17 protein-coding genes are annotated in these 17,875 nt (G+C 71.3%); 10 read left to right on the top strand and 7 right to left on the bottom strand.

Annotation, left to right across the window (positions count from 1 at the left end):
- Positions 1-362 precede the first annotated feature (362 nt).
- A complete protein-coding gene (locus ACFWBD_RS39870) occupies positions 363-632 on the top strand; it encodes a hypothetical protein (RefSeq protein ID WP_385678596.1) in 270 nt (89 codons plus the stop codon).
- Between the two features lie 48 nt (positions 633-680).
- Here ACFWBD_RS39870 and ACFWBD_RS39865 read toward each other — a convergent pair whose 3' ends face one another.
- Entirely contained in the window at positions 681-1,418 is a 738-nt protein-coding gene (locus ACFWBD_RS39865) for a ferritin-like fold-containing protein (protein WP_385678593.1), read from the bottom strand.
- Between the two features lie 501 nt (positions 1,419-1,919).
- Between ACFWBD_RS39865 and ACFWBD_RS39860 the strand changes: the two genes are divergently transcribed.
- Entirely contained in the window at positions 1,920-4,709 is a 2,790-nt protein-coding gene (locus ACFWBD_RS39860; RefSeq protein WP_385678591.1) for a DEAD/DEAH box helicase, read from the top strand.
- A 122-nt stretch (positions 4,710-4,831) separates the two neighbouring features.
- Entirely contained in the window at positions 4,832-5,713 is an 882-nt protein-coding gene (locus ACFWBD_RS39855) for an alpha/beta fold hydrolase (protein ID WP_385678588.1), read from the top strand.
- Positions 5,714-5,735: 22 nt separating this feature from the next.
- Here ACFWBD_RS39855 and ACFWBD_RS39850 read toward each other — a convergent pair whose 3' ends face one another.
- The gene (locus tag ACFWBD_RS39850; RefSeq protein WP_385678598.1) at positions 5,736-6,632 is read right to left on the bottom strand and encodes an NYN domain-containing protein; all 897 of its coding nucleotides are present in this window, start codon (positions 6,630-6,632) and stop codon (positions 5,736-5,738) included.
- Between the two features lie 209 nt (positions 6,633-6,841).
- On the opposite strand from ACFWBD_RS39850, the gene ACFWBD_RS39845 reads away from it, so the two are divergent.
- Positions 6,842-6,994 (top strand): hypothetical protein, encoded by a 153-nt coding sequence (locus tag ACFWBD_RS39845; RefSeq protein WP_351761219.1) that lies wholly within the window; start codon positions 6,842-6,844, stop codon positions 6,992-6,994.
- A gap of 77 nt (positions 6,995-7,071) precedes the next feature.
- Here the strand turns inward: ACFWBD_RS39845 and ACFWBD_RS39840 are convergent, their stop codons facing one another.
- The 3 genes from ACFWBD_RS39840 to ACFWBD_RS39830 all read right to left on the bottom strand — a co-directional run bounded on the left by ACFWBD_RS39840 (position 7,072) and on the right by ACFWBD_RS39830 (position 9,518).
- Positions 7,072-7,677: a MarC family protein gene (locus ACFWBD_RS39840; RefSeq protein ID WP_020127905.1), complete on the bottom strand. Its 606-nt coding sequence runs from the start codon at positions 7,675-7,677 to the stop codon at positions 7,072-7,074.
- A gap of 54 nt (positions 7,678-7,731) precedes the next feature.
- Positions 7,732-8,589 carry a PHP domain-containing protein gene (locus ACFWBD_RS39835; RefSeq protein WP_385678585.1) on the bottom strand — a complete coding sequence of 286 codons (858 nt, stop codon included), beginning with the start codon at positions 8,587-8,589 and terminating at the stop codon, positions 7,732-7,734.
- A gap of 287 nt (positions 8,590-8,876) precedes the next feature.
- On the bottom strand, positions 8,877-9,518 hold the full coding sequence (locus ACFWBD_RS39830) for a DUF6758 family protein (protein WP_028806532.1): 642 nt from the start codon (positions 9,516-9,518) through the stop codon (positions 8,877-8,879).
- A gap of 158 nt (positions 9,519-9,676) precedes the next feature.
- Here ACFWBD_RS39830 and ACFWBD_RS39825 point away from each other — a divergent pair, with 158 nt between their 5' ends.
- Positions 9,677-10,900, top strand: a complete 1,224-nt coding sequence (locus tag ACFWBD_RS39825) for an MFS transporter (RefSeq protein WP_385678582.1) — start codon at positions 9,677-9,679, stop codon at positions 10,898-10,900.
- 61 nt (positions 10,901-10,961) lie between these two features.
- On the opposite strand, the gene ACFWBD_RS39820 is transcribed toward ACFWBD_RS39825, so the two are convergent.
- A complete protein-coding gene (locus ACFWBD_RS39820) occupies positions 10,962-11,546 on the bottom strand; it encodes a suppressor of fused domain protein (RefSeq protein WP_385678580.1) in 585 nt (194 codons plus the stop codon).
- A 524-nt stretch (positions 11,547-12,070) separates the two neighbouring features.
- On the opposite strand from ACFWBD_RS39820, the gene ACFWBD_RS39815 reads away from it, so the two are divergent.
- Complete coding sequence (locus ACFWBD_RS39815; protein ID WP_385678577.1) at positions 12,071-13,201, top strand: magnesium and cobalt transport protein CorA; 1,131 nt, start codon at positions 12,071-12,073, stop codon at positions 13,199-13,201.
- Positions 13,202-13,233: 32 nt separating this feature from the next.
- The gene (locus tag ACFWBD_RS39810) at positions 13,234-13,752 is read left to right on the top strand and encodes a hypothetical protein (RefSeq protein ID WP_385678574.1); all 519 of its coding nucleotides are present in this window, start codon (positions 13,234-13,236) and stop codon (positions 13,750-13,752) included.
- A 36-nt stretch (positions 13,753-13,788) separates the two neighbouring features.
- Here the strand turns inward: ACFWBD_RS39810 and ACFWBD_RS39805 are convergent, their stop codons facing one another.
- Complete coding sequence (locus ACFWBD_RS39805) at positions 13,789-14,541, bottom strand: hypothetical protein (RefSeq protein WP_385678571.1); 753 nt, start codon at positions 14,539-14,541, stop codon at positions 13,789-13,791.
- A gap of 214 nt (positions 14,542-14,755) precedes the next feature.
- On the opposite strand from ACFWBD_RS39805, the gene ACFWBD_RS39800 reads away from it, so the two are divergent.
- Genes ACFWBD_RS39800 through ACFWBD_RS39790 form a run of 3 tightly spaced genes read left to right on the top strand, consistent with a single transcriptional unit; the run spans position 14,756 to position 17,815 of the window.
- The gene (locus ACFWBD_RS39800) at positions 14,756-16,045 is read left to right on the top strand and encodes a magnesium transporter MgtE N-terminal domain-containing protein (RefSeq protein WP_385678568.1); all 1,290 of its coding nucleotides are present in this window, start codon (positions 14,756-14,758) and stop codon (positions 16,043-16,045) included.
- Entirely contained in the window at positions 16,042-16,638 is a 597-nt protein-coding gene (locus ACFWBD_RS39795; RefSeq protein ID WP_385678565.1) for a DUF1003 domain-containing protein, read from the top strand. The genes ACFWBD_RS39800 and ACFWBD_RS39795 overlap by 4 nt, the downstream gene beginning before the upstream one ends.
- A 43-nt stretch (positions 16,639-16,681) precedes the next feature.
- Positions 16,682-17,815 (top strand): Mrp/NBP35 family ATP-binding protein, encoded by a 1,134-nt coding sequence (locus ACFWBD_RS39790; protein ID WP_385678563.1) that lies wholly within the window; start codon positions 16,682-16,684, stop codon positions 17,813-17,815.
- Positions 17,816-17,875 lie beyond the last annotated feature (60 nt).

Raw genomic sequence — 17,875 nt, 5'->3', positions numbered from 1 at the left:
GACCCGAGCTGACCCGACGGCAGTGGCGCCAGTAATAAGTAAATAGGCACAGTGGGCCGCAGAAACAGGCCCCCCCCCCGCCCCGGGGGGGCGCGGCCGCTTGGCTCGCCCCCCCCTGCGGGGGGCCCGGCCCCCCCTGGGGCCGCGGGCCCCCACTTCCGTCCTCACCCCCGGACGTTGCGGCCGCCGGACGTTCTGAGCACCGGCCGTTCGCACTGCCGGACTCCCCGCGGTTTCGCTGTCAGCGTCTTCTCCACGGATGGAGCACGACTCGACCACGGAGGAGGATTGCATTCCGCAGGTCACGGGTATGACGGGCTACGACCTTGGTGCACAAGCCCCACTGTCCGGGAGGGACCCTCATGATCTTGGAAGCGCTCGGCTCCGCTGTGCTCGGTCTCGTGCTCGCGTGGGCCGCGGTCCACCGCTTCTCCCACCGGCTGCCGGTCCGCACCCTCGTCCTCGCGACGGGCGTCGCGGGAGCCCTGTTCGGCGACTTCGTCACCCACAGCGCGCTGGGCCCCGGCACCGCCCTGGCGAGTCTCCTCGGCGCGGCGATCGTCTCCGCCGCCTCGCTCTCCCTGCTGTTGCGCCCGGCCGGCCGACTCCGCCGGCGGTCGGCCCCGGCCTGAGCCCGGCGACGGCCGGCGGGACCAGGCCGACGAGACCGACGAGACCGACTAGGCAGCCAGCCCCAGCGCCGCCATCCGCTTGGTGTGCGCCTCGGTGATCCGGGAGAACATCCGGCCGACCTCGGCGAGGTCGAAGCCGTCCGCGACACCGCCCACGAGCATCGTCGACAGCGCGTCGCGGTCCGCGACCACCCGCTGGGACTGCGACAGGGCCTCGCCCATCAGCCGTCGCGCCCACAGCGCGAGCCGTCCGCCCACGCGCGGGTCCGCGTCGATCGCACCACGCACCCGGTCCACCGCGAAGCCGGCGTGGCCGGTGTCGTCGAGCACGGCCAGCACCAGGGCGCGGCTGTCGGTGTCCAGGCGCACCGCGACCTCGCGGTAGAAGTCGCTGGCGATCGAGTCGCCGACGTATGCCTTGACAAGGCCCTCCAGCCAGTCCGACGGGGCCGTCTGCCGGTGGAAGCCGTCGAGCGCGGCGACGAACGGTTCCATCGCCCGCGTCGGCTCCTCGCCGATCTCGGTGAGCCGGTTGTGCAGCCGCTCGAAGTGGTGGAACTCGGCCGACGCCATCTTCGCCAGCTCTGCCTTGTCCTCCAGCGTGGGCGCCAGCTTGGCGTCCTCCGCGAGCCGCTCGAACGCCGCCAGCTCGCCGTATGCCAGTGCACCCAGCAGATCCACGACCGCGGCCCGGTACTGCGGGTCGGCCGACGCCGTCGTCCAGTCCTGGGCGGCGATGCCGGTGGTGGTGTTCTCAGGCTTGTCAGAGGTCGTCATGAAGCGCACAATAGCCCGCTCGTCGCACCGGGGAAGTCCCTGGTCAATCAGTGTGAGAACGAAGACGCACGGGGCCACCCCCGGCACTGTGACAACCACAACGTGACCGAATCGGCCATCGCGTGTGCGCGATTCCGGGGTATGGTGGTAATGCGCCTGCCGAATATTCGACGGGCCGACTGTATGAGGATGCCCGGTCGGTGGCCCGATCGGCTCCGACCCGACAGCCCTCCTCGCCCGTACGGCACTGTGCGTACGGCAACCCGGAGGGGACCCCCTCAGCGGTACGAGCGCTAGAGCGTCGGCAGAGGTCCCGTGTCCTGACGGCTGGCCCGTGAGGCAGCCGTCGTCCCCCGGCACGGTCCTGACACGACCCCCACGCTCGCCTCGCACCGCGCACACAGAAGAGGCAGCACCCTGACTACCACGTTCCGAGAGCTCGGCATCCTTTCCGAGACCGTCGAGGCCCTTGAGGCCGTCGGCATCATCAGTCCCTTCCCCATCCAGGAGATGACGCTCCCCGTGGCCCTGACGGGCACGGACGTCATCGGCCAGGCCAAGACCGGCACCGGCAAGACGCTCGGCTTCGGACTCCCGCTCCTCGAGCGCGTGACCGTCCCCGCCGACGTCGAGGCGGGCCGCGCCCGGCCCGAGGACCTCACCGACGCCCCGCAGGCGCTCATCGTCGTCCCCACCCGCGAGCTGTGCACGCAGGTCACCAACGACCTGCTGACCGCGGGCAAGGTGCGCAACGTACGCGTCCTCGCCATCTACGGCGGCCGGGCCTACGAGCCCCAGGTCGAGGCCCTCAAGAAGGGCGTCGACGTGGTCGTCGGCACCCCGGGCCGACTGCTGGACCTCGCGGGCCAGAAGAAGCTCGACCTCAAGCACATCAAGTCGCTCGTCCTGGACGAGGCCGACGAGATGCTCGACCTGGGCTTCCTGCCCGACGTCGAGAAGATCATCAACATGCTTCCGGCGAAGCGCCAGACCATGCTGTTCTCGGCGACCATGCCGGGCGCGGTCATCGGCCTCGCCCGCCGCTACATGTCGCAGCCCACGCACATCAACGCCACGTCGCCGGACGACGCGGGCAGGACCGTCGCGAACACCAAGCAGCACGTGTACCGCGCGCACAACATGGACAAGCCCGAGATGGTCTCGCGCATCCTGCAGGCCGAGGGCCGCGGCCTGGTCATGGTGTTCTGCCGTACCAAGCGCACCGCCGCCGACCTGGCCGACCAGCTCCAGCAGCGCGGCTTCGCCTCCGGCGCGGTCCACGGCGACCTCGGCCAGGGCGCCCGTGAGCAGGCGCTGCGCGCCTTCCGCAACGGCAAGGTCGACGTCCTCGTCTGCACCGACGTGGCCGCCCGCGGCATCGACGTCGAAGGCGTCACGCACGTCATCAACTACCAGTCCCCCGAGGACGAGAAGACGTACCTGCACCGCATCGGCCGCACCGGCCGCGCGGGCGCCAAGGGCATCGCGGTCACGCTGGTCGACTGGGACGACATCCCGCGCTGGCAGCTCATCAACAAGGCGCTGGAGCTCCAGTTCAGCGACCCGCCGGAGACGTACTCCACCTCTCCGCACTTCTTCGAGGAACTCGGCATCCCCGCGGGCACCAAGGGTGTTCTGCCGCGCTCGGAGCGCACCCGCGCCGGGCTCGACGCGGAGGAGGTCGAGGACCTCGGCGAGCCGGGCGGCCGCGGAGCGCGCGGTCGTGGTGACCGGGGCGGTCGTGGTGACCGAGGTGGCCGTGGTGACCGGGGCGGTCGCGGTGGCCGCTCCGAGACCCGCTCCGAGACCCGCTCCGAGATCCGTTCCGACGAGCGGACCGCAGAGCGCTCCGACGAGCGCGAGCGTTCGGCCCGTACCCCCCGTCGCCGTCGTCGTACGCGCAACGGCTCGCCGCTCGACGCGACGCCCGCCGGGACCACGGCTGCCGAGCAGGCCCCCGTGGCCGAGCCGACGCCCGTGACGGAGGAGACCGCCGGCCCGCGCACTCCGCGCCGTCGGCGCCGTACCCGCAACGGGTCCGCGCAGGACTCCGCCGTCGTGACGGCCGTGCCGGCCGGCGCGGCGACTGTCGAGCCCGTCGCCGAGGCCGCGGAAGCGGCCGTGGCGACCGCCGAGGGCACCGCCCCGGAGACCGCTGTGGAGACCCCGGCCGCGCCGCGCCGCCGCCGTACCCGCAAGACCGCGGAGACCGCGCAGACCGCACCGGCCACGGTGACGGAGCTGCCGGCCGTCGAGGCCCCCGCGGCCGAGGCCGCCGTCGACACGGCGGAGGCGACGGAGACCAGGCCGCGCCGCCGCACCCGTAAGGCGACGGCTCCGGCCGAAGCCGTGGTCGAGGCCGTCGAGGCGCCGGAGGCCACCGCGGCCGTCGCCACCGCCGAGACCGTGGTCAAGCCGCGTCGCACCCGTAAGACGGCAGCCGCGGCCCCGGCCGAAGCCGCCGTCGACACGGCCGAGGTCGCGGAGACCAAGCCCCGCCGCACCCGTAAGGCCACCGCGCCCGAGACGACGGCCACCACGGCCGACATCCCGGCCCAGGCCACCCAGGAAGCGGAAGCCACCAAGCCGCGCCGCACCCGCAAGACCGCCGCCACCGCCCCGGCCCAGGCCGAGGCCGAGACCGCGGTCGACACGGCGGAGGGTACGGAGGCCAAGCCGCGCCGCCGCGCCACGCGCAAGGCGACGGTCCCGGCCGAAGCCACCACGGACGCGGTGGAGGCCACCGAGGCCAAGCCGCGCCGCACCCGCAAGACGGCTGCCGCGGCGGTCGTCGAGGCACCGGCGGTCGTCGAGCCCGAGGCCAAGCCGCGTCGCACCCGTAAGGCAGCGGCTCCGGCCGAGGTCGGGGTCGACACGGCCGAGGTCGCGGAGACCAAGCCGCGCCGCACCCGCAGGACCGCCGCCACGGCCACGGCTTCGGAGCCGATCGCGGAGGCCGCCGCGGCCGCCGCGGCTGCGGTCAAGCCGCGTCGCACCCGCAAGACGGCAGCCGCGGCCCCGGCCGAAGCCGCCGTCGACACGGCCGAGGTCGCGGAGACCAAGCCCCGCCGCACCCGTAAGGCCACCGCGCCCGAGACGACGGCCACCACGGCCGACATCCCGGCCCAGGCCACCCAGGAAGCGGAAGCCACCAAGCCGCGCCGCACCCGCAAGACCGCCGCCACCGCCCCGGCCCAGGCCGAGGCCGAGGCCGAGACCGCGGTCGACACGGCGGAGGCGAAGCCGAAGGTGCGTCGCACCCGCAAGGCGACGGCCGCCGCGGAGCCCGCGGACAGCTGATCGACGGCCTGGCATGACGGCCCGACGGCCCGGTCCCTCCTCGACGAGGGGCCGGGCCGTCGGCGTTCCCGGCAGAGGTCCCACCGACGGCGCGCGGTGTGCCCTCCCGGTAGCCTCGGGGCGTGACCAGGCCCAGCACCAGCAGCCCCTTCCCGCCGCCCGCCGGCGCGCTCTCGTATCAGCTGCGGACCGAGCGCGGTGAGTTCGCCGTCGTCGACGCGCCCGTGCCCGCCGGCGTCGAGCAGCGGGGTGTCGCGCTGCTGATGCCCGGCTTCACCGGGAGCAAGGAGGACTTCCACCGGATGCACGAGCCGCTCGCGGCCCGCGGCTACCGCGCCATCGCCGTGGACGGGCGGGGGCAGAACGAGTCCGACGGGCCGGCCGAAGACGAATCCGCTTACGCGCGCGAGGAGTTGGCACGGGATGTGCTGGCGCAGGCGGCGGCCCTCGACACCCCTGTGCACCTGGTGGGGCACTCCCTCGGCGGTCAGATCGCCCGTGCCGCCGTCCTTCTCGACCACTCCCCCTTCGTGTCGTTCACGCTCGTCGCCTCGGGCCCGGCCGAGATCTCGGACTCGCAGAAGCAGCGTGTGAAGCTGCTGCACGACGCGCTCGCGGTGATGTCGATGCCGGAGGTGTGGGAGGCGATCCTGGCGATGGGGCCGCCGGAGGAGGTCGGCGGCCCGGCCCGCGGCTCCGCCGCGCCGGAGCTGTTGCGGCAGCGCTGGCTGAACCACAAGCCCGCCCAACTCCTGGTGACCGGGCGCCAGTTGTGCGTGGAGCCGAACCGGGTCGGTGAACTCGCCGGCGTTCCGCTGCCGTTCCATGTCCTGTCGGGTGCGAGGGACGACACCTGGCCGGTGTCCCTCCTCGACGACATGGCCGTGGAGCTGCGGGCGCACCGGACGGTCGTGCCGGGCGCCGAGCACTCGCCGAACCAGGAGCAGCCGCTGCCGACGGCCCACGCGCTCGCCGACTTCTGGGACCGTCACCTCCGGCATTAGGGCCTGTCCTGCGGGTCGCGCCCTAGTACTGCGTCTGTACGTGCTCCCAGAAGCCGTCCCGCAGGGCGCGTCTCAGGTCGGCCTGGCCGCGCAGGGAGTACTGGAGGATGCCTTCCGCCTCCACGAGAAGGTCCTGGTCGACGGAGCCGGGCAGGTAGGGGTGGCCCGGCAGCAGCTCGGCCAGCGACTCCCTGCCCCGCGCCGCCAGCCACTTGGCCGCCACCTGCGCACCGACGAAGCGGACGGTCTCGCGGCTGGGCCGGTTCGCGCCGGGCCCCTCGTAGGCCGGGGCGGTGCGCCGTGACACGTACGGCTTGAAGAAGTCGAGGTCGAGGGTGCGCTGGCTGTCGACCTCCCAGAGCAACGGCTCGGCCTGGTTGCGGCCTTCCGGCGCCTCGATGCCCCAGAGGTGCACACGGGCGCCGTACCCCTGCGCGGCCTCCACCGCGGAGACAAGGTCCTCGTCGCCGCCCAGCAGAGCCGCGTCGCTGATGGCCCGGTGCCGGGCCAGGGACTCCAGGTCGGTCCGGATCAGCGAATCGACGCCCTTCTGCTGGTTGTTGGCGTTCAGGTTGCCCAACCGCACCTTCACGTCCGGAAGTTCGGCGATGGACTGCTGTTCGGAGGTGTGGATGCGGCGCCGGGCGCCGTCGTACCAGTAGACGCGCAGCAGCCGGCTGTCGGCGAAGATCGAGCGGGCGCGGTCGATGAGCGCCTCGATCAGGCCCTCGGCGTCGAGGTCGAAGGCCCGGCGGTCCTCGGTCCCGGCCACCAGGCGCCCCGCGGCCGCGTACAGGTACCCCGCGTCGACGAAGATCGCGTGGGTCGAGGGTGTCTTGGCCACCTCGGCGAGCATGCGTGTCAGCAGCTCGTTCGTGCGGTCGATACGGTCGGCGAGGGCCGGGAGGTCGTCGTTCATCGACTCCATTGTTCCGGTGGTCACGCTGCGAACACAACCGGTCCCGTTCAGTCTCCGCCCGAACCCTGCCCGAACTCTCTTACTCGTTAGTAATTAGCCGTTCGAAAAATTTCTTTAGCGTAGGGAATGTTTGTAACACGCATCCCGTTGACTCCCTGTGTAACCAAGTAGTTCTCCTCAGGAGGATGACCAGACGAAGGGAGAAGCCAATGCGCTTCGAAATCATGCGACTCGACGACGTCGACGGCACGGCCGTGGACTGCACCGTCGTGGACGCCGCCTCCGTCAACCGGATCGTTCAGCAGGCCGCCGCCATCGGGCAGCGGTTGTGGATCCGTCCGGCCGACACCTCGGCCTCGTAACACGGATCCCGACCCTTACAGATTTCAGAGCCCCCCACGGCGATGCCGTGAGGGGCTCTGCGCGTGCCGGGGTCCGGTCAGCCGGCCCGGATCACCTGGGTGATCCCGTTGATGATCTGCTGCACGGCGATCGCGGAGAGCATCATGCCCGCGAGCCGCGTCACCAGGACCACGCCGCCGTCCTTGATGACCCGGATGATCAGCAGCGAGTAGCGCATCACCAGCCACAGCACGACATGGATGGCGAGGATGGCCACCCAGACCGACACCTGCATCGCCGCACTGTCGGCCTTCTGCACGGCGAGGATGACGGACACGATCGCACCGGGCCCGGCCAGCAGCGGCATGCCCAGCGGGACGAGCGCGACGTTGACGTCCTTGGTCTGCTTCGGCTCGTCGGTCTTGCCGGTGAGCAGGTCGAGTGCGATCAGCAGGAGCAGCAGCCCGCCCGCGATCATCAGCGCGGGGACGGAGACATGCAGATAGTCGAGGATCTGGTGCCCGAGGAGACCGAAGACGGTGATCACGCCGCCGGCCACACAGACCGCCTGGAAGGCCATCCGCTTCTGCACCTTGCCGGGACGTCCGGCGGTCAGCGCGAGGAAGATCGGGGTGATCCCGGGGGGATCCATGATGACGAAAAGGGTGAGGAAGAGGGAGCCGAAGACGGCGACGTCGAACATCAGTACAGGAGCCTTGCGGGAAAGGGGGCGGACCGGGGCGGGCGGAGGTGAGCCTCAGGCCCCGCCGGTGCCCGGCACCGGGAACGCGCCGGTGGCGCGCCGGGTGATCTCCCCGTACACCTCGGGGTCGGTCGTGTACTCGCCGAGCACGCAGGTCTTGCGGCTGCCGTGGTAGTCCGACGAGCCGGTGACCAGCAGCCCCAGCTCGGCGGCGAGGCCGCGCAGCCGCGCGCGGGTGTGCGTGTCGTGGTCCATGTGGTCGACCTCGATGCCGTCGAGACCGGCGGCCGCCAGCTCGGCGATCACGGACTCCGGCACCGTGCGGCCGCGCTTGCTCGCGCTCGGGTGCGCGAAGACGGTGACCCCGCCGGCGCCCTTGACCAGCCGGATCGCCTCGAAGGGATCGGTCTCGTGCTTCGCGACATGGGCCCGGCCGCCGTCGGCCAGCCAGTTCCCGGTGAAGGCGTCGTTCACGGTCGGTACGACGCCGAGTTCGACCAGGGCGGTGGCGACATGCGGCCGCCCGACAGACCCCTCCCCAGCGATCCGCGCGACCTGCTCCCAGGTGACGGGGACGCCCAGCTCGTTGAGCCTGGCGACCATTCCCCGCGCCCGCGGCACCCGGTCGTCCCGCACCAGCTCACGCTCGGCGAGCAGGGCGGGCTCCTCGGGGTCGAACAGATAGGCCAGCATGTGCATGCTGATGCCGTCGACACGGCAGGACAGCTCGGCGCCGGTCACGAGGGTGAGCCCCGGCGGCAGCGCGGCGACGGCCTCGGCGTATCCACGCGTGGTGTCGTGATCGGTCAGCGCGACGACGTCCAGACCGGCGGCACCCGCGTTGCGGACCAGTTCGGCCGGGGTGTCCGTACCGTCGGAGGCCGTGGAGTGGCAGTGCAGATCGATGCGCACGACGCGAGCTCCAGGCGGGGACGGGACGGAAGGGGACGCTTCAGCATAGCCGGTAATCAGCCCACCCCTGTCACACCCAAAAGCCCCGAGCACCCCCTACACGCGCGCCACCGAACCCCTCGGGGGCGCGCCACACGTACGGCACCGGCAACCAACCACCCGGGCTGCGCCACGCGTACGACAACGGCAACCCTCCAGGGGCGCGGGGAACTGCGCGACCGGCCACGACGGCGCGGCGGACGGCCAGGACCGCCACCCCGACGCGCCACCGATCGACCAGCGGAACGCTAAGGCTTGAGCAGCCGCGGCGACAGCGCCCCGCACGGCACCAGTTCCAGCTCGGCCCCCGCGTCCCGCAGATCCGTGAGCACCAGCTCGTCGTACATCAGCAGCCCGGACTGCTCGGGCCACACCACCGCCCACAGCCACAGCCCGCGCGCCTCCCCCGCGAAGACGGCCCGGTCGTCCGGGGTGGCGGAGACATGCCAGAGCGGGGTCGGACGGCCGGCGGCCAGGACCTTTGCCTGCGGGGGTTTCTCGACGCTCATGTACGGGCCCGGGTCCGGCCCGTCGACACCGGCGTAACGGGCGCCGAGTCCGACGCCCAGCTCCTCGGCGACCAGGATCAGCTCACCCATACCGCCGAGCGGGCCCGGCCCGGAGCAGGCCACCGCGGTGGCGCGGCCCCCGCTGCGGTCGTCCCCCGCGTACGTGACGCCCGTGAAGAGCCAGCCGACAGGCAGCGGCCACGGCATCCACACCGGCACCTGCGTGCGGTGCACGACGACGCTGAGGGCCTCGACGCTGGGCGGGATCACGGGCTGAAGCGGATGCACCGTCCCGTGCACATCGCACTGCCAGGAATCGGCGAAGAGTCCGGGAGCCCTGACCCGGCCACCACACTTCGGGCAACTGGGTTCGCCCCTCATAGAGCCCCACGGTCCTACCCGAGCACGCCCACGTCAAGGACGATCACCCGTCCGGACGGAAGTGACTTGCCCGGAAGGTTTGCATGTAGCTTGCATTAATTAGGCGATCTAACTTATCATGTGTATATACCAACTACCTTCGAGGGGTGAGCGGAACCATGGACCCATTCGATGCGGGAGCCGGAAGCATCCTGCGGCAGCCGAAGGCGGTGTGGGCGACGGCCGGCGCGTCCGTCGTCGCCTTCATGGGCATCGGCCTCGTCGACCCGATCCTGCCGTCCATCGCCCAGGGGCTGGACGCCACGGCCGGCCAGGTCTCCCTGCTCTTCACCTCGTACTTCCTGATCACCGCGTTCGCGATGCTGGTCACCGGTTTCGTCTCCAGCCGGATCGGCGGCCGCAGGACCCTGCTGGCCGGCCTCGCCCTCGTCGTCGCCTTCGCGGCTCTCGCGGGTACCTCGGGCTCGGTCGGCGAACTCGTCGGCTTCCGGGCGGGCTGGGGGCTCGGCAACGCGCTGTTCGTGTCGACCGCCCTCGCGGTGATCGTCGGCGCGGCGGCCGGCGGCAGCGCGGCCGCCATCCTGCTGTACGAGTCCGCGCTCGGCCTCGGCATGGCCTGCGGACCGCTGCTCGGCGCGCTGCTCGGCGACGCCAGCTGGCGCTACCCGTTCTTCGGCACCGCGTTCCTGATGGCGATCGGTTTCCTGTGCATCACGGTGTTCCTGAAGGACCAGCCGAAGCCGGCCCGGAAGATCTCCGTCCTGGACCCGATCAAGGCGCTCGGTCACGGCGGTCTCGCCTCCGTGGCGGCCTCGGCGTTCTTCTACAACTACACGTTCTTCACCGTGCTGGCCTTCACCCCGTTCGTGCTGAACATGACCCCCTACAAGTCGGGGGCGGTGTTCTTCGCCTGGGGCGTGCTGCTCGCCGTCTTCTCGGTCCTCGTGGCGCCGCGGCTCCAGGAGCGGTTCGGCTCGCTGAAGGTGCTCGGCGGCTCGCTGGTGCTGCTCGCCGTCGACGTGTTCGCCCTCGGGTACGGCGACCACACCACGGCGATCGTCTGCACGATCCTGTCGGGCGCGTTCATCGGCGTGAACAACACCGTCTACACCGAGCTGGCGCTCGGTGTCTCGGACGCCCCTCGCCCGGTGGCGAGCGCCGGCTACAACTTCGTGCGGTGGTTCGCGGCCGCGGCCGCGCCCTACTTCGCGCCGAAGATCGAGGAGTGGACCGACATCCATGTCCCGTTCGTCGTCGCGGCGGTCACCGCGGTGCTCGGCGCGGTCGTGGTCGTCGTCCGGCGGAAGGCCCTCACGCGCGAAGCCGAGGAGCTGCAGCCGAGGCACGCGACGGAGGACGGGGTCACGGTCTTCGCCGGCTGAGCCGACCCGGCGTCAACCGACGAGCGACGCACGAGAGTTGGTGACATGGGTCACCCCGGTCTCAATCGAGCGGGACGGATCTCCGGGACGGGTCCCGGAGATCCGTCCCGCTCGTCAGCCAGCGCTCCTGGAGGGCCTGGGCGCCGTGCACGCGCTTCCAGGCGGCCTCGTTGGGGGTCATGGGGAGCAGGGGCAGGAAGCGGACCGGATCGAGCGGCTCGTCGAGGTCGAGATCCTCGACCAGACCGCCCGGCTCGGCGACCAGGACCGAGGTGAACGGGGCGCCGGGCCACAGGGGTTCACCCACGTCGAGTGAGCTGCCGGGAGCCACGACCACGCCCTCGACCTGCGGGGACGCGGCGAGCACGGCCAGCGGACGGAGCACCTTGTCGGTGTCGGACGCGCCGGACCTGACGGACAGCACCAGCTCGGCACGCGGCCCCGCGACCGGATCGGCGAGCATCGCCGTCGGATCGCTCATCGGCTGCGCGGACATGCCGAGCGTGGCGTAGCGGACGACGTCGCCCTCGTGGAAACGCAGCACCTCGAGGCGGTCCGTACCGAGGAAGGTGACCGCGGCACGGGCGTCCGGCTCGCCCAGCGCGCTGCGCAGACGGGCCTCGACCAGAGGAAGAACATCAACCATGCGGCGAGCATAGAACTCGTCAGTGCGGGGCAAAGCAGCGCCTTGACACTTCAGTCGACTGCTATTCTGGCCCGGTGGTTCGGGGCAACACGCAGATGGGGGTCCCCCCAGGCTTTTAGGGCACTGGGGGAGTCGCGACTCTTGCCCCGACGCAGACGAGACTCCCTTACGAGGGACCGGCTGGAGGAGGTGGGGCTGTCATGGATCGAAGTCACCCGTGCAGTACCACTCGCTCTTCCTGCCGCTGACGCAGCTGCTCCGGCTTCTTGGCCCCCGGCTGGTCGCCATCTCTCGCGCTCATCTTCATGCGGAAGAGCACTTCGTTTCCTTTTTCACCTGATCTGCTCGATCTGTCTGATCCGCCAGATCTCTCCGGTCTGATTCAGTAGCGAAGCTCGCCACCGCGACGGAGCGGTGCTCCCCGCTTTGTGGACGTGCCAAACCTCCGCACGCAGGACGTCCTCATTCCGGGCAGTTCCACCCGTCGTGGCGGTCTTTCTTTGCTAGTCGCGAAGGAGCCTGCCATGTCGATGATCCGCGACCTCCGTGCCGTTGTCCGCCCGGCCCGTCCCTCCCTGCGCAAGGGGGGCGGGCGCACGGACACCGGCGCCTACGACACCACCCGCGACCCCGCGACGCCGTCGGCCGTCGTCGACTGCGCGGTCTACCGCGACGGCTCGCGCGTCGCGTACACGCAGCCGCCGACCCCGCAGGAGGCCATGCGCCGGGTGCGGCGCGACGGAGGCTTCGTGTGGATCGGCCTGCACGAGCCGACCGAGGCCGAATTCGCCGGTATCGCCAGCGAGTTCGGGTTGCACCCGCTGGCCGTGGAGGACGCCGTGCAGGCGCACCAGCGGCCCAAGCTGGAGCGCTACGACGACTCCCTCTTCACGGTCTTCAAGACCATCCACTACATCGAGCACGACCGGCTCACGGCCAACAGCGAGGTCGTCGAGACCGGTGAGGTCATGTGCTTCACCGGCAAGGACTTCTTCATCACCGTCCGGCACGGCGGCCAGGGCTCGCTGCGCGCGCTGCGCCACCGCCTCCAGGACGACCCCGAGCTGCTCGCCAAGGGCCCCTCGGCGGTGCTGCACGCCATCGCCGACCACGTCGTCGACGGTTACATCGCGGTCGCGGACGCCGTCCAGGACGACATCGACGAGGTCGAGACGGAGGTGTTCTCGCCGGGACGCAAGGGCTCCCCGCGCGGCACGGACGCCGGCCGGATCTACCAACTCAAGCGTGAGGTACTGGAGTTCAAGCGTGCGGTGTCGCCGCTGCTGCGGCCGATGCAGCTGCTGAGCGAGCGGCCGATGCGGCTGGTCGACCCCGACATCCAGAAGTACTTCCGGGACGTGGCCGACCACCTCGCCCGGGTCCAGGAGCAGGTCATCGGCTTCGACGAACTGCTCAACTCGATCCTCCAGGCCAACCTCGCGCAGGCGTCCGTCGCGCAGAACGAGGACATGCGGAAGATCACGTCCTGGGCCGCCATCATCGCCGTACCGACGATGGTGTGCGGGGTGTACGGGATGAACTTCGACTACATGCCGGAACTGCACTGGAAGTTCGGCTATCCCGTGGTCATGTCGGCCATGGTGGCGCTCTGTGTCGGCATCCACCGCACGCTGAAGCGCAACGGCTGGCTGTGAGGGCCCCGGCACCGGCTGGCTAGGGTGAACCCATGACAAGAGAGCTGCTGCTCGACCAGGCCCTCGTCGAGGAGGCCACCAAGAAGTCCGGCCTCGTCTGGGTCCGGGGCGCCGGCGAACCGGCCGCGCGTGCGCTGTGGCACGTGTGGCACGAGGGCGCGGTCTGTGTCGTCGGCGACGGGCCGGGGGAGCAGCCGCTGACCGGACTGACCGAGGGCGGCTCGGCCGAGGTCACCGTCCGCAGCAAGGACAAGGGCGGCCGGCTGGTCTCCTGGGCGGCGAAGGTCGTGCCCCTCGCGCCCGGCTCCGAGGCGTGGCAGGCGGCCGTCGCCGAGCTCAAGGGCAAGCGGCTGAACGCGCCCGACGGCGAGGCGATGACCGGGCGCTGGGCGCGCGAGTGCCGGGTGCTCCGCCTGGAGCCGACGGGGGCCACGCTGCCCCTGCCCGACGGGGATCTGGCGGCACGGCCCGTACCCTCGCCCGCCACCACGCGAGAGCCGGCGCCGGCGGGGCTGCCGAAGCTGCTGCTGCGCAAGCGCAAACGCGCCTGACCGATGCCGCGAGCAGCCGGTTCCGCGAGCGGCGGCTCACGAGGTCGGGAGCTGCTTCCCGTAGTCCACCGTCTCGTCCTTCGCCGGTTCCCTCAGAGCGAAGTCCTTGCCCCAGGAGGAGAAACTCAGCGTTCCGGCTCCTCCGGCGCGCTCCAGGCGCAGCGGGTAGGGCTTGCCCTCCAGCGACACGTCCAGCTTGCCGCCGGAGCCGCCGTCGCCGGTGATGCGGATCGTACGGACGCCGGACTGCTCGTGGTGGCCGTCGGTGGCCAGCGAGCCGTGCAGCGTCAGCAGACCGTCGAGGAGGAGGTCCTTGTCCGTGAAGCCGCTGAACCTCTTGTACGAGGGGTCGCCCGTCGGCACCTTCACGTACTTGCCGTCGAGTTTGTCGGCGGCCGCCGTGTCCGAACCGTCGTCGCCGGACTTGCCGTCCTCGTTGTTCCAGAACGCCGCGTCGGCCTTCAGGTACAGCTGCTCGCCGACCCGCAGCAGGTGGAAGGTGGCCCCCTCCGCGGTGACCGACCCGGTGCCGCCGTCCGCCTTCAGGCTCATGTCCAGCTTGTACGTGTGCCCGCTGGTGACCACGCTCCCGGACAACCGCACCGCGTCCACGGCGCCGGCGGCCGTCTTCGCCTTCGACTGGATCTGCGCGGCGGACAGCTTGCCCACCCCGTTCGTGCCCGCGTCCGGATCCTCGCTGCACCCCGTGAGTCCCATGCCCACGACCAGTGCGCACATCGCGCTCACCAGCGAGGCGCGGCGAGTTCGGCCCTGGGGAATCGCAGTCACGGAGAAGGCCGCCTTTCTGCGGGGGTGTGCCGAGCGGCGTACGGCAGCGTACCGGGGTCGCGGTGGGCGAGCGGAGCCGGTCCGTCCGGACCGCCCACCAGGGCGGATCCGATCGGGACGGGCTAGCCTGAAGCCCGCACGAGCGGGCAATTGGGAAAAGAACATCAGCGGCAACAGCACTGACGGCAGTACGGAAGAAGAAGGAGGTGCGGTCATGGCAGCGGGCGCCCCGCGGATCTTCGTGTCGCACCTCTCCGGCGTTCCGGTCTTCGACCCGAGCGGCGACCAGGTGGGGCGGGTGCGCGATCTGGTCGTCATGCTGCGGGTGCGGCGGCGGCCGCCGAGGGTGCTCGGGCTGGTCGTCGAACTGTCCACGCGGCGCCGCATCTTCCTGCCCATGACCCGGGTCACCGGCATCGAGTCCGGTCAGGTCATCACCACCGGCGTGCTCAACGTCCGCCGCTTCGAGCAGCGGCCCACCGAGCGTCTCGTCTTCGGCGAGCTGCTCGACCGGCGCGTCACGCTCGGCGAGACCGGCGAGGAGGTCACCGTCCTCGACGTGTCGGTGCAGCAGCTGCCGGCCCGCCGGGACTGGGAGCTCGACCGGGTCTTCGTGCGCAAGGGGAAGAAGGCGACCGCCTTCCGGCGGGCGAAGGGCGAGACGCTGACCGTGGAGTGGTCGGCGGTCACCGGGTTCTCGCTGGAGGAGCACGGACAGGGCGCGGAGAGCCTCCTCGCCACCTTCGAGCAGCTGCGCCCCGCCGACCTCGCCAACGTCCTGCACCATCTGTCGCCGAAGCGGCGCGCCGAGGTCGCCGCCGCCCTCGACGACGACCGTCTCGCCGACGTCCTCGAAGAGCTCCCGGAGGACGACCAGATCGAGATCCTCGGCAAGCTGAAGGAGGAGCGCGCGGCGGACGTCCTGGAGGCCATGGACCCCGACGACGCGGCCGACCTGCTCTCCGAGCTCCCGGAGCAGGACCAGGAGCGGCTGCTGAGCCTGATGCAGCCCGAGGACGCGGCCGACATGCGGCGCCTGCTGTCGTACGAGGAGCACACGGCGGGCGGGCTGATGACCACCGAGCCGATCATCCTGCGCCCCGACTCCACCGTCGCCGACGCCCTCGCGCGGGTGCGCAACCGCGACCTCTCCCCCGCCCTCGCCGCCCAGGTCTACGTCTGCCGCCCGCCCGACGAGACCCCGACCGGCAAGTACCTCGGCACGGTCCACTTCCAGCGCCTGCTGCGCGACCCCCCGTACACGCTGGTCAGTTCGATGCTCGACGACGATCTCCAGGCCCTGGCGCCGGACGCGGCGCTGCCGGTCGTCGCCGGGTTCTTCGCGACCTACGACATGGTCGCGGCGCCCGTCGTGGACGAGGCGGGCTCGCTGCTGGGCGCGGTGACCGTGGACGACGTCCTGGACCACATGCTGCCGGAGGACTGGCGGGAGACGGAGTTCCACCTCGACGAGGACACGACCGAGGAGGTGGGCCCCGCATGACTCCCGACCGCGAGACCGGGCGCGCCGAGCGCGCCCCGGTCGGCGCCACGGCGACCAGCCGCCCACGGGCCCGGCTGGACCAGCCGCGGTCGCCCCGGCACCGGATCCTGCCCGAGTGGGACCCGGAGGCCTTCGGGCGGCTGTCGGAGCGCATCGCGCGTTTCCTGGGCACCGGGCGGTTCATCGTCTGGATGACGATCGTCATCATCGTCTGGGTCCTGTGGAACATCTTCGCCCCGCGCGACCTGCGCTTCGACAACTACCCCTTCATCTTCCTGACCCTGATGCTGTCGCTCCAGGCCTCCTACGCGGCCCCGCTGATCCTGCTCGCGCAGAACCGGCAGGACGACCGCGACCGGGTCAACCTGGAGCAGGACCGCAAGCAGAACGAGCGATCCATCGCCGACACCGAGTATCTGACCCGGGAGATCGCCGCCCTGCGGATCCGTCTCGGCGAGGTCGCGACCCGGGACTGGATCCGCTCGGAGCTCCAGGACGTGGTCAAGGAACTGGAGGAGCGGCGGGACGGGCATCGCGAACATGCCGTATTCCCGGCAGAACGGTCGCGGGGACGTGACGTAGAAGACCGGTGACGGGCTTACCTGCGCCCCCGTCGGTCGCCGTACCATCGTCCTTATGGCTAGCGAAGACGCGGTGCGCGAGGCACTGGCGACGGTGAACGACCCCGAGATCAACCGGCCCATCACCGAACTCGGGATGGTGAAGTCGGTGGAGATCTACGCGGACGGGACGGTCGCGGTCACCGTGTACCTGACGGTCTCCGGCTGCCCGATGCGCGAGACGATCACACAGCGGGTGACCGACGCGGTCTCCCGGGTCGACGGCGTCACCCACGTCGACGTCACCCTCGACGTCATGAGCGACGAGCAGCGCAAGGAGCTGGCGAACGCCCTGCGCGGCGGCCAGACCGAGCGCGAGGTCCCGTTCGCCAAGCCGGGCTCGCTCACCCGGGTGTACGCGGTCGCGTCCGGCAAGGGCGGCGTCGGCAAGTCGTCGGTGACGGTGAACCTGGCGGCGGCGATGGCGGCCGACGGCCTCAAGGTGGGCGTGGTCGACGCCGACATCTACGGCCACAGCGTGCCGCGCATGCTGGGCGCGGACGGCCGCCCCACCCAGGTCGAGAACATGATCATGCCGCCGTCCGCGCACGGCGTGAAGGTCATCTCCATCGGCATGTTCACCCCGGGCAACGCCCCGGTCGTCTGGCGCGGCCCGATGCTCCACCGCGCGCTCCAGCAGTTCCTGGCGGACGTGTACTGGGGCGACCTGGACGTGCTGCTGCTCGACCTCCCGCCGGGCACCGGCGACATCGCGATCTCCGTGGCGCAGCTCGTCCCGAACGCCGAGATCCTGGTCGTGACGACCCCGCAGCAGGCGGCGGCCGAGGTGGCCGAACGGGCGGGCTCCATCGCCGTCCAGACGCACCAGAAGATCGTCGGCGTGGTCGAGAACATGTCCGGTCTGCCCTGCCCGCACTGCGGGGAGATGGTCGACGTCTTCGGCACGGGCGGCGGACAGTCGGTGGCCGAGGGCCTCACCCGCACGACCGGCGCCAACGTCCCGGTGCTCGGCTCCATCCCGATCGACGTCCGGCTGCGCGAGGGCGGCGACGAGGGCAAGCCGGTCGTCCTGACCGACCCGGAGTCCCCCGCGGGCTCAGCCCTGCGGGCCATCGCGGGCAAGCTGGGCGGCAGGCAGCGCGGTCTCTCGGGGCTGTCGCTCGGGATCACGCCCCGGAACAAGTTCTAGCCCGGCCGCGGGTCCCGTACTTCCCTTCGTACGACAGCGGGGGCGCCGTCCGGTCCGGAC

It is taken from the genome of Streptomyces sp. NPDC060002 (assembly GCF_042737245.1).
Lineage (GTDB): Bacteria > Actinomycetota > Actinomycetes > Streptomycetales > Streptomycetaceae > Streptomyces.
This window is presented reverse-complemented; position numbering and strand designations above follow the sequence as displayed.

Excerpts from the sequence above, each read along its gene's own strand:
- ACFWBD_RS39870 (WP_385678596.1), top strand. The coding sequence starts at position 363 with ATGATCTTGGAAGCGCTCGGCTCCGCTGTGCTCGGTCTCGTGCTCGCG.
- ACFWBD_RS39860 (WP_385678591.1), top strand. The coding sequence starts at position 1,920 with ATGACGCTCCCCGTGGCCCTGACGGGCACGGACGTCATCGGCCAGGCC.
- ACFWBD_RS39850 (WP_385678598.1), bottom strand. The coding sequence starts at position 6,632 with ATGAACGACGACCTCCCGGCCCTCGCCGACCGTATCGACCGCACGAAC.
- ACFWBD_RS39845 (WP_351761219.1), top strand. The coding sequence starts at position 6,842 with ATGCGCTTCGAAATCATGCGACTCGACGACGTCGACGGCACGGCCGTG.
- ACFWBD_RS39840 (WP_020127905.1), bottom strand. The coding sequence starts at position 7,677 with ATGTTCGACGTCGCCGTCTTCGGCTCCCTCTTCCTCACCCTTTTCGTC.
- ACFWBD_RS39830 (WP_028806532.1), bottom strand. The coding sequence starts at position 9,518 with ATGAGGGGCGAACCCAGTTGCCCGAAGTGTGGTGGCCGGGTCAGGGCT.
- ACFWBD_RS39825 (WP_385678582.1), top strand. The coding sequence starts at position 9,677 with ATGGACCCATTCGATGCGGGAGCCGGAAGCATCCTGCGGCAGCCGAAG.
- ACFWBD_RS39820 (WP_385678580.1), bottom strand. The coding sequence starts at position 11,546 with ATGGTTGATGTTCTTCCTCTGGTCGAGGCCCGTCTGCGCAGCGCGCTG.
- ACFWBD_RS39815 (WP_385678577.1), top strand. The coding sequence starts at position 12,071 with ATGTCGATGATCCGCGACCTCCGTGCCGTTGTCCGCCCGGCCCGTCCC.
- ACFWBD_RS39810 (WP_385678574.1), top strand. The coding sequence starts at position 13,234 with ATGACAAGAGAGCTGCTGCTCGACCAGGCCCTCGTCGAGGAGGCCACC.
- ACFWBD_RS39800 (WP_385678568.1), top strand. The coding sequence starts at position 14,756 with ATGGCAGCGGGCGCCCCGCGGATCTTCGTGTCGCACCTCTCCGGCGTT.
- ACFWBD_RS39795 (WP_385678565.1), top strand. The coding sequence starts at position 16,042 with ATGACTCCCGACCGCGAGACCGGGCGCGCCGAGCGCGCCCCGGTCGGC.
- ACFWBD_RS39790 (WP_385678563.1), top strand. The coding sequence starts at position 16,682 with ATGGCTAGCGAAGACGCGGTGCGCGAGGCACTGGCGACGGTGAACGAC.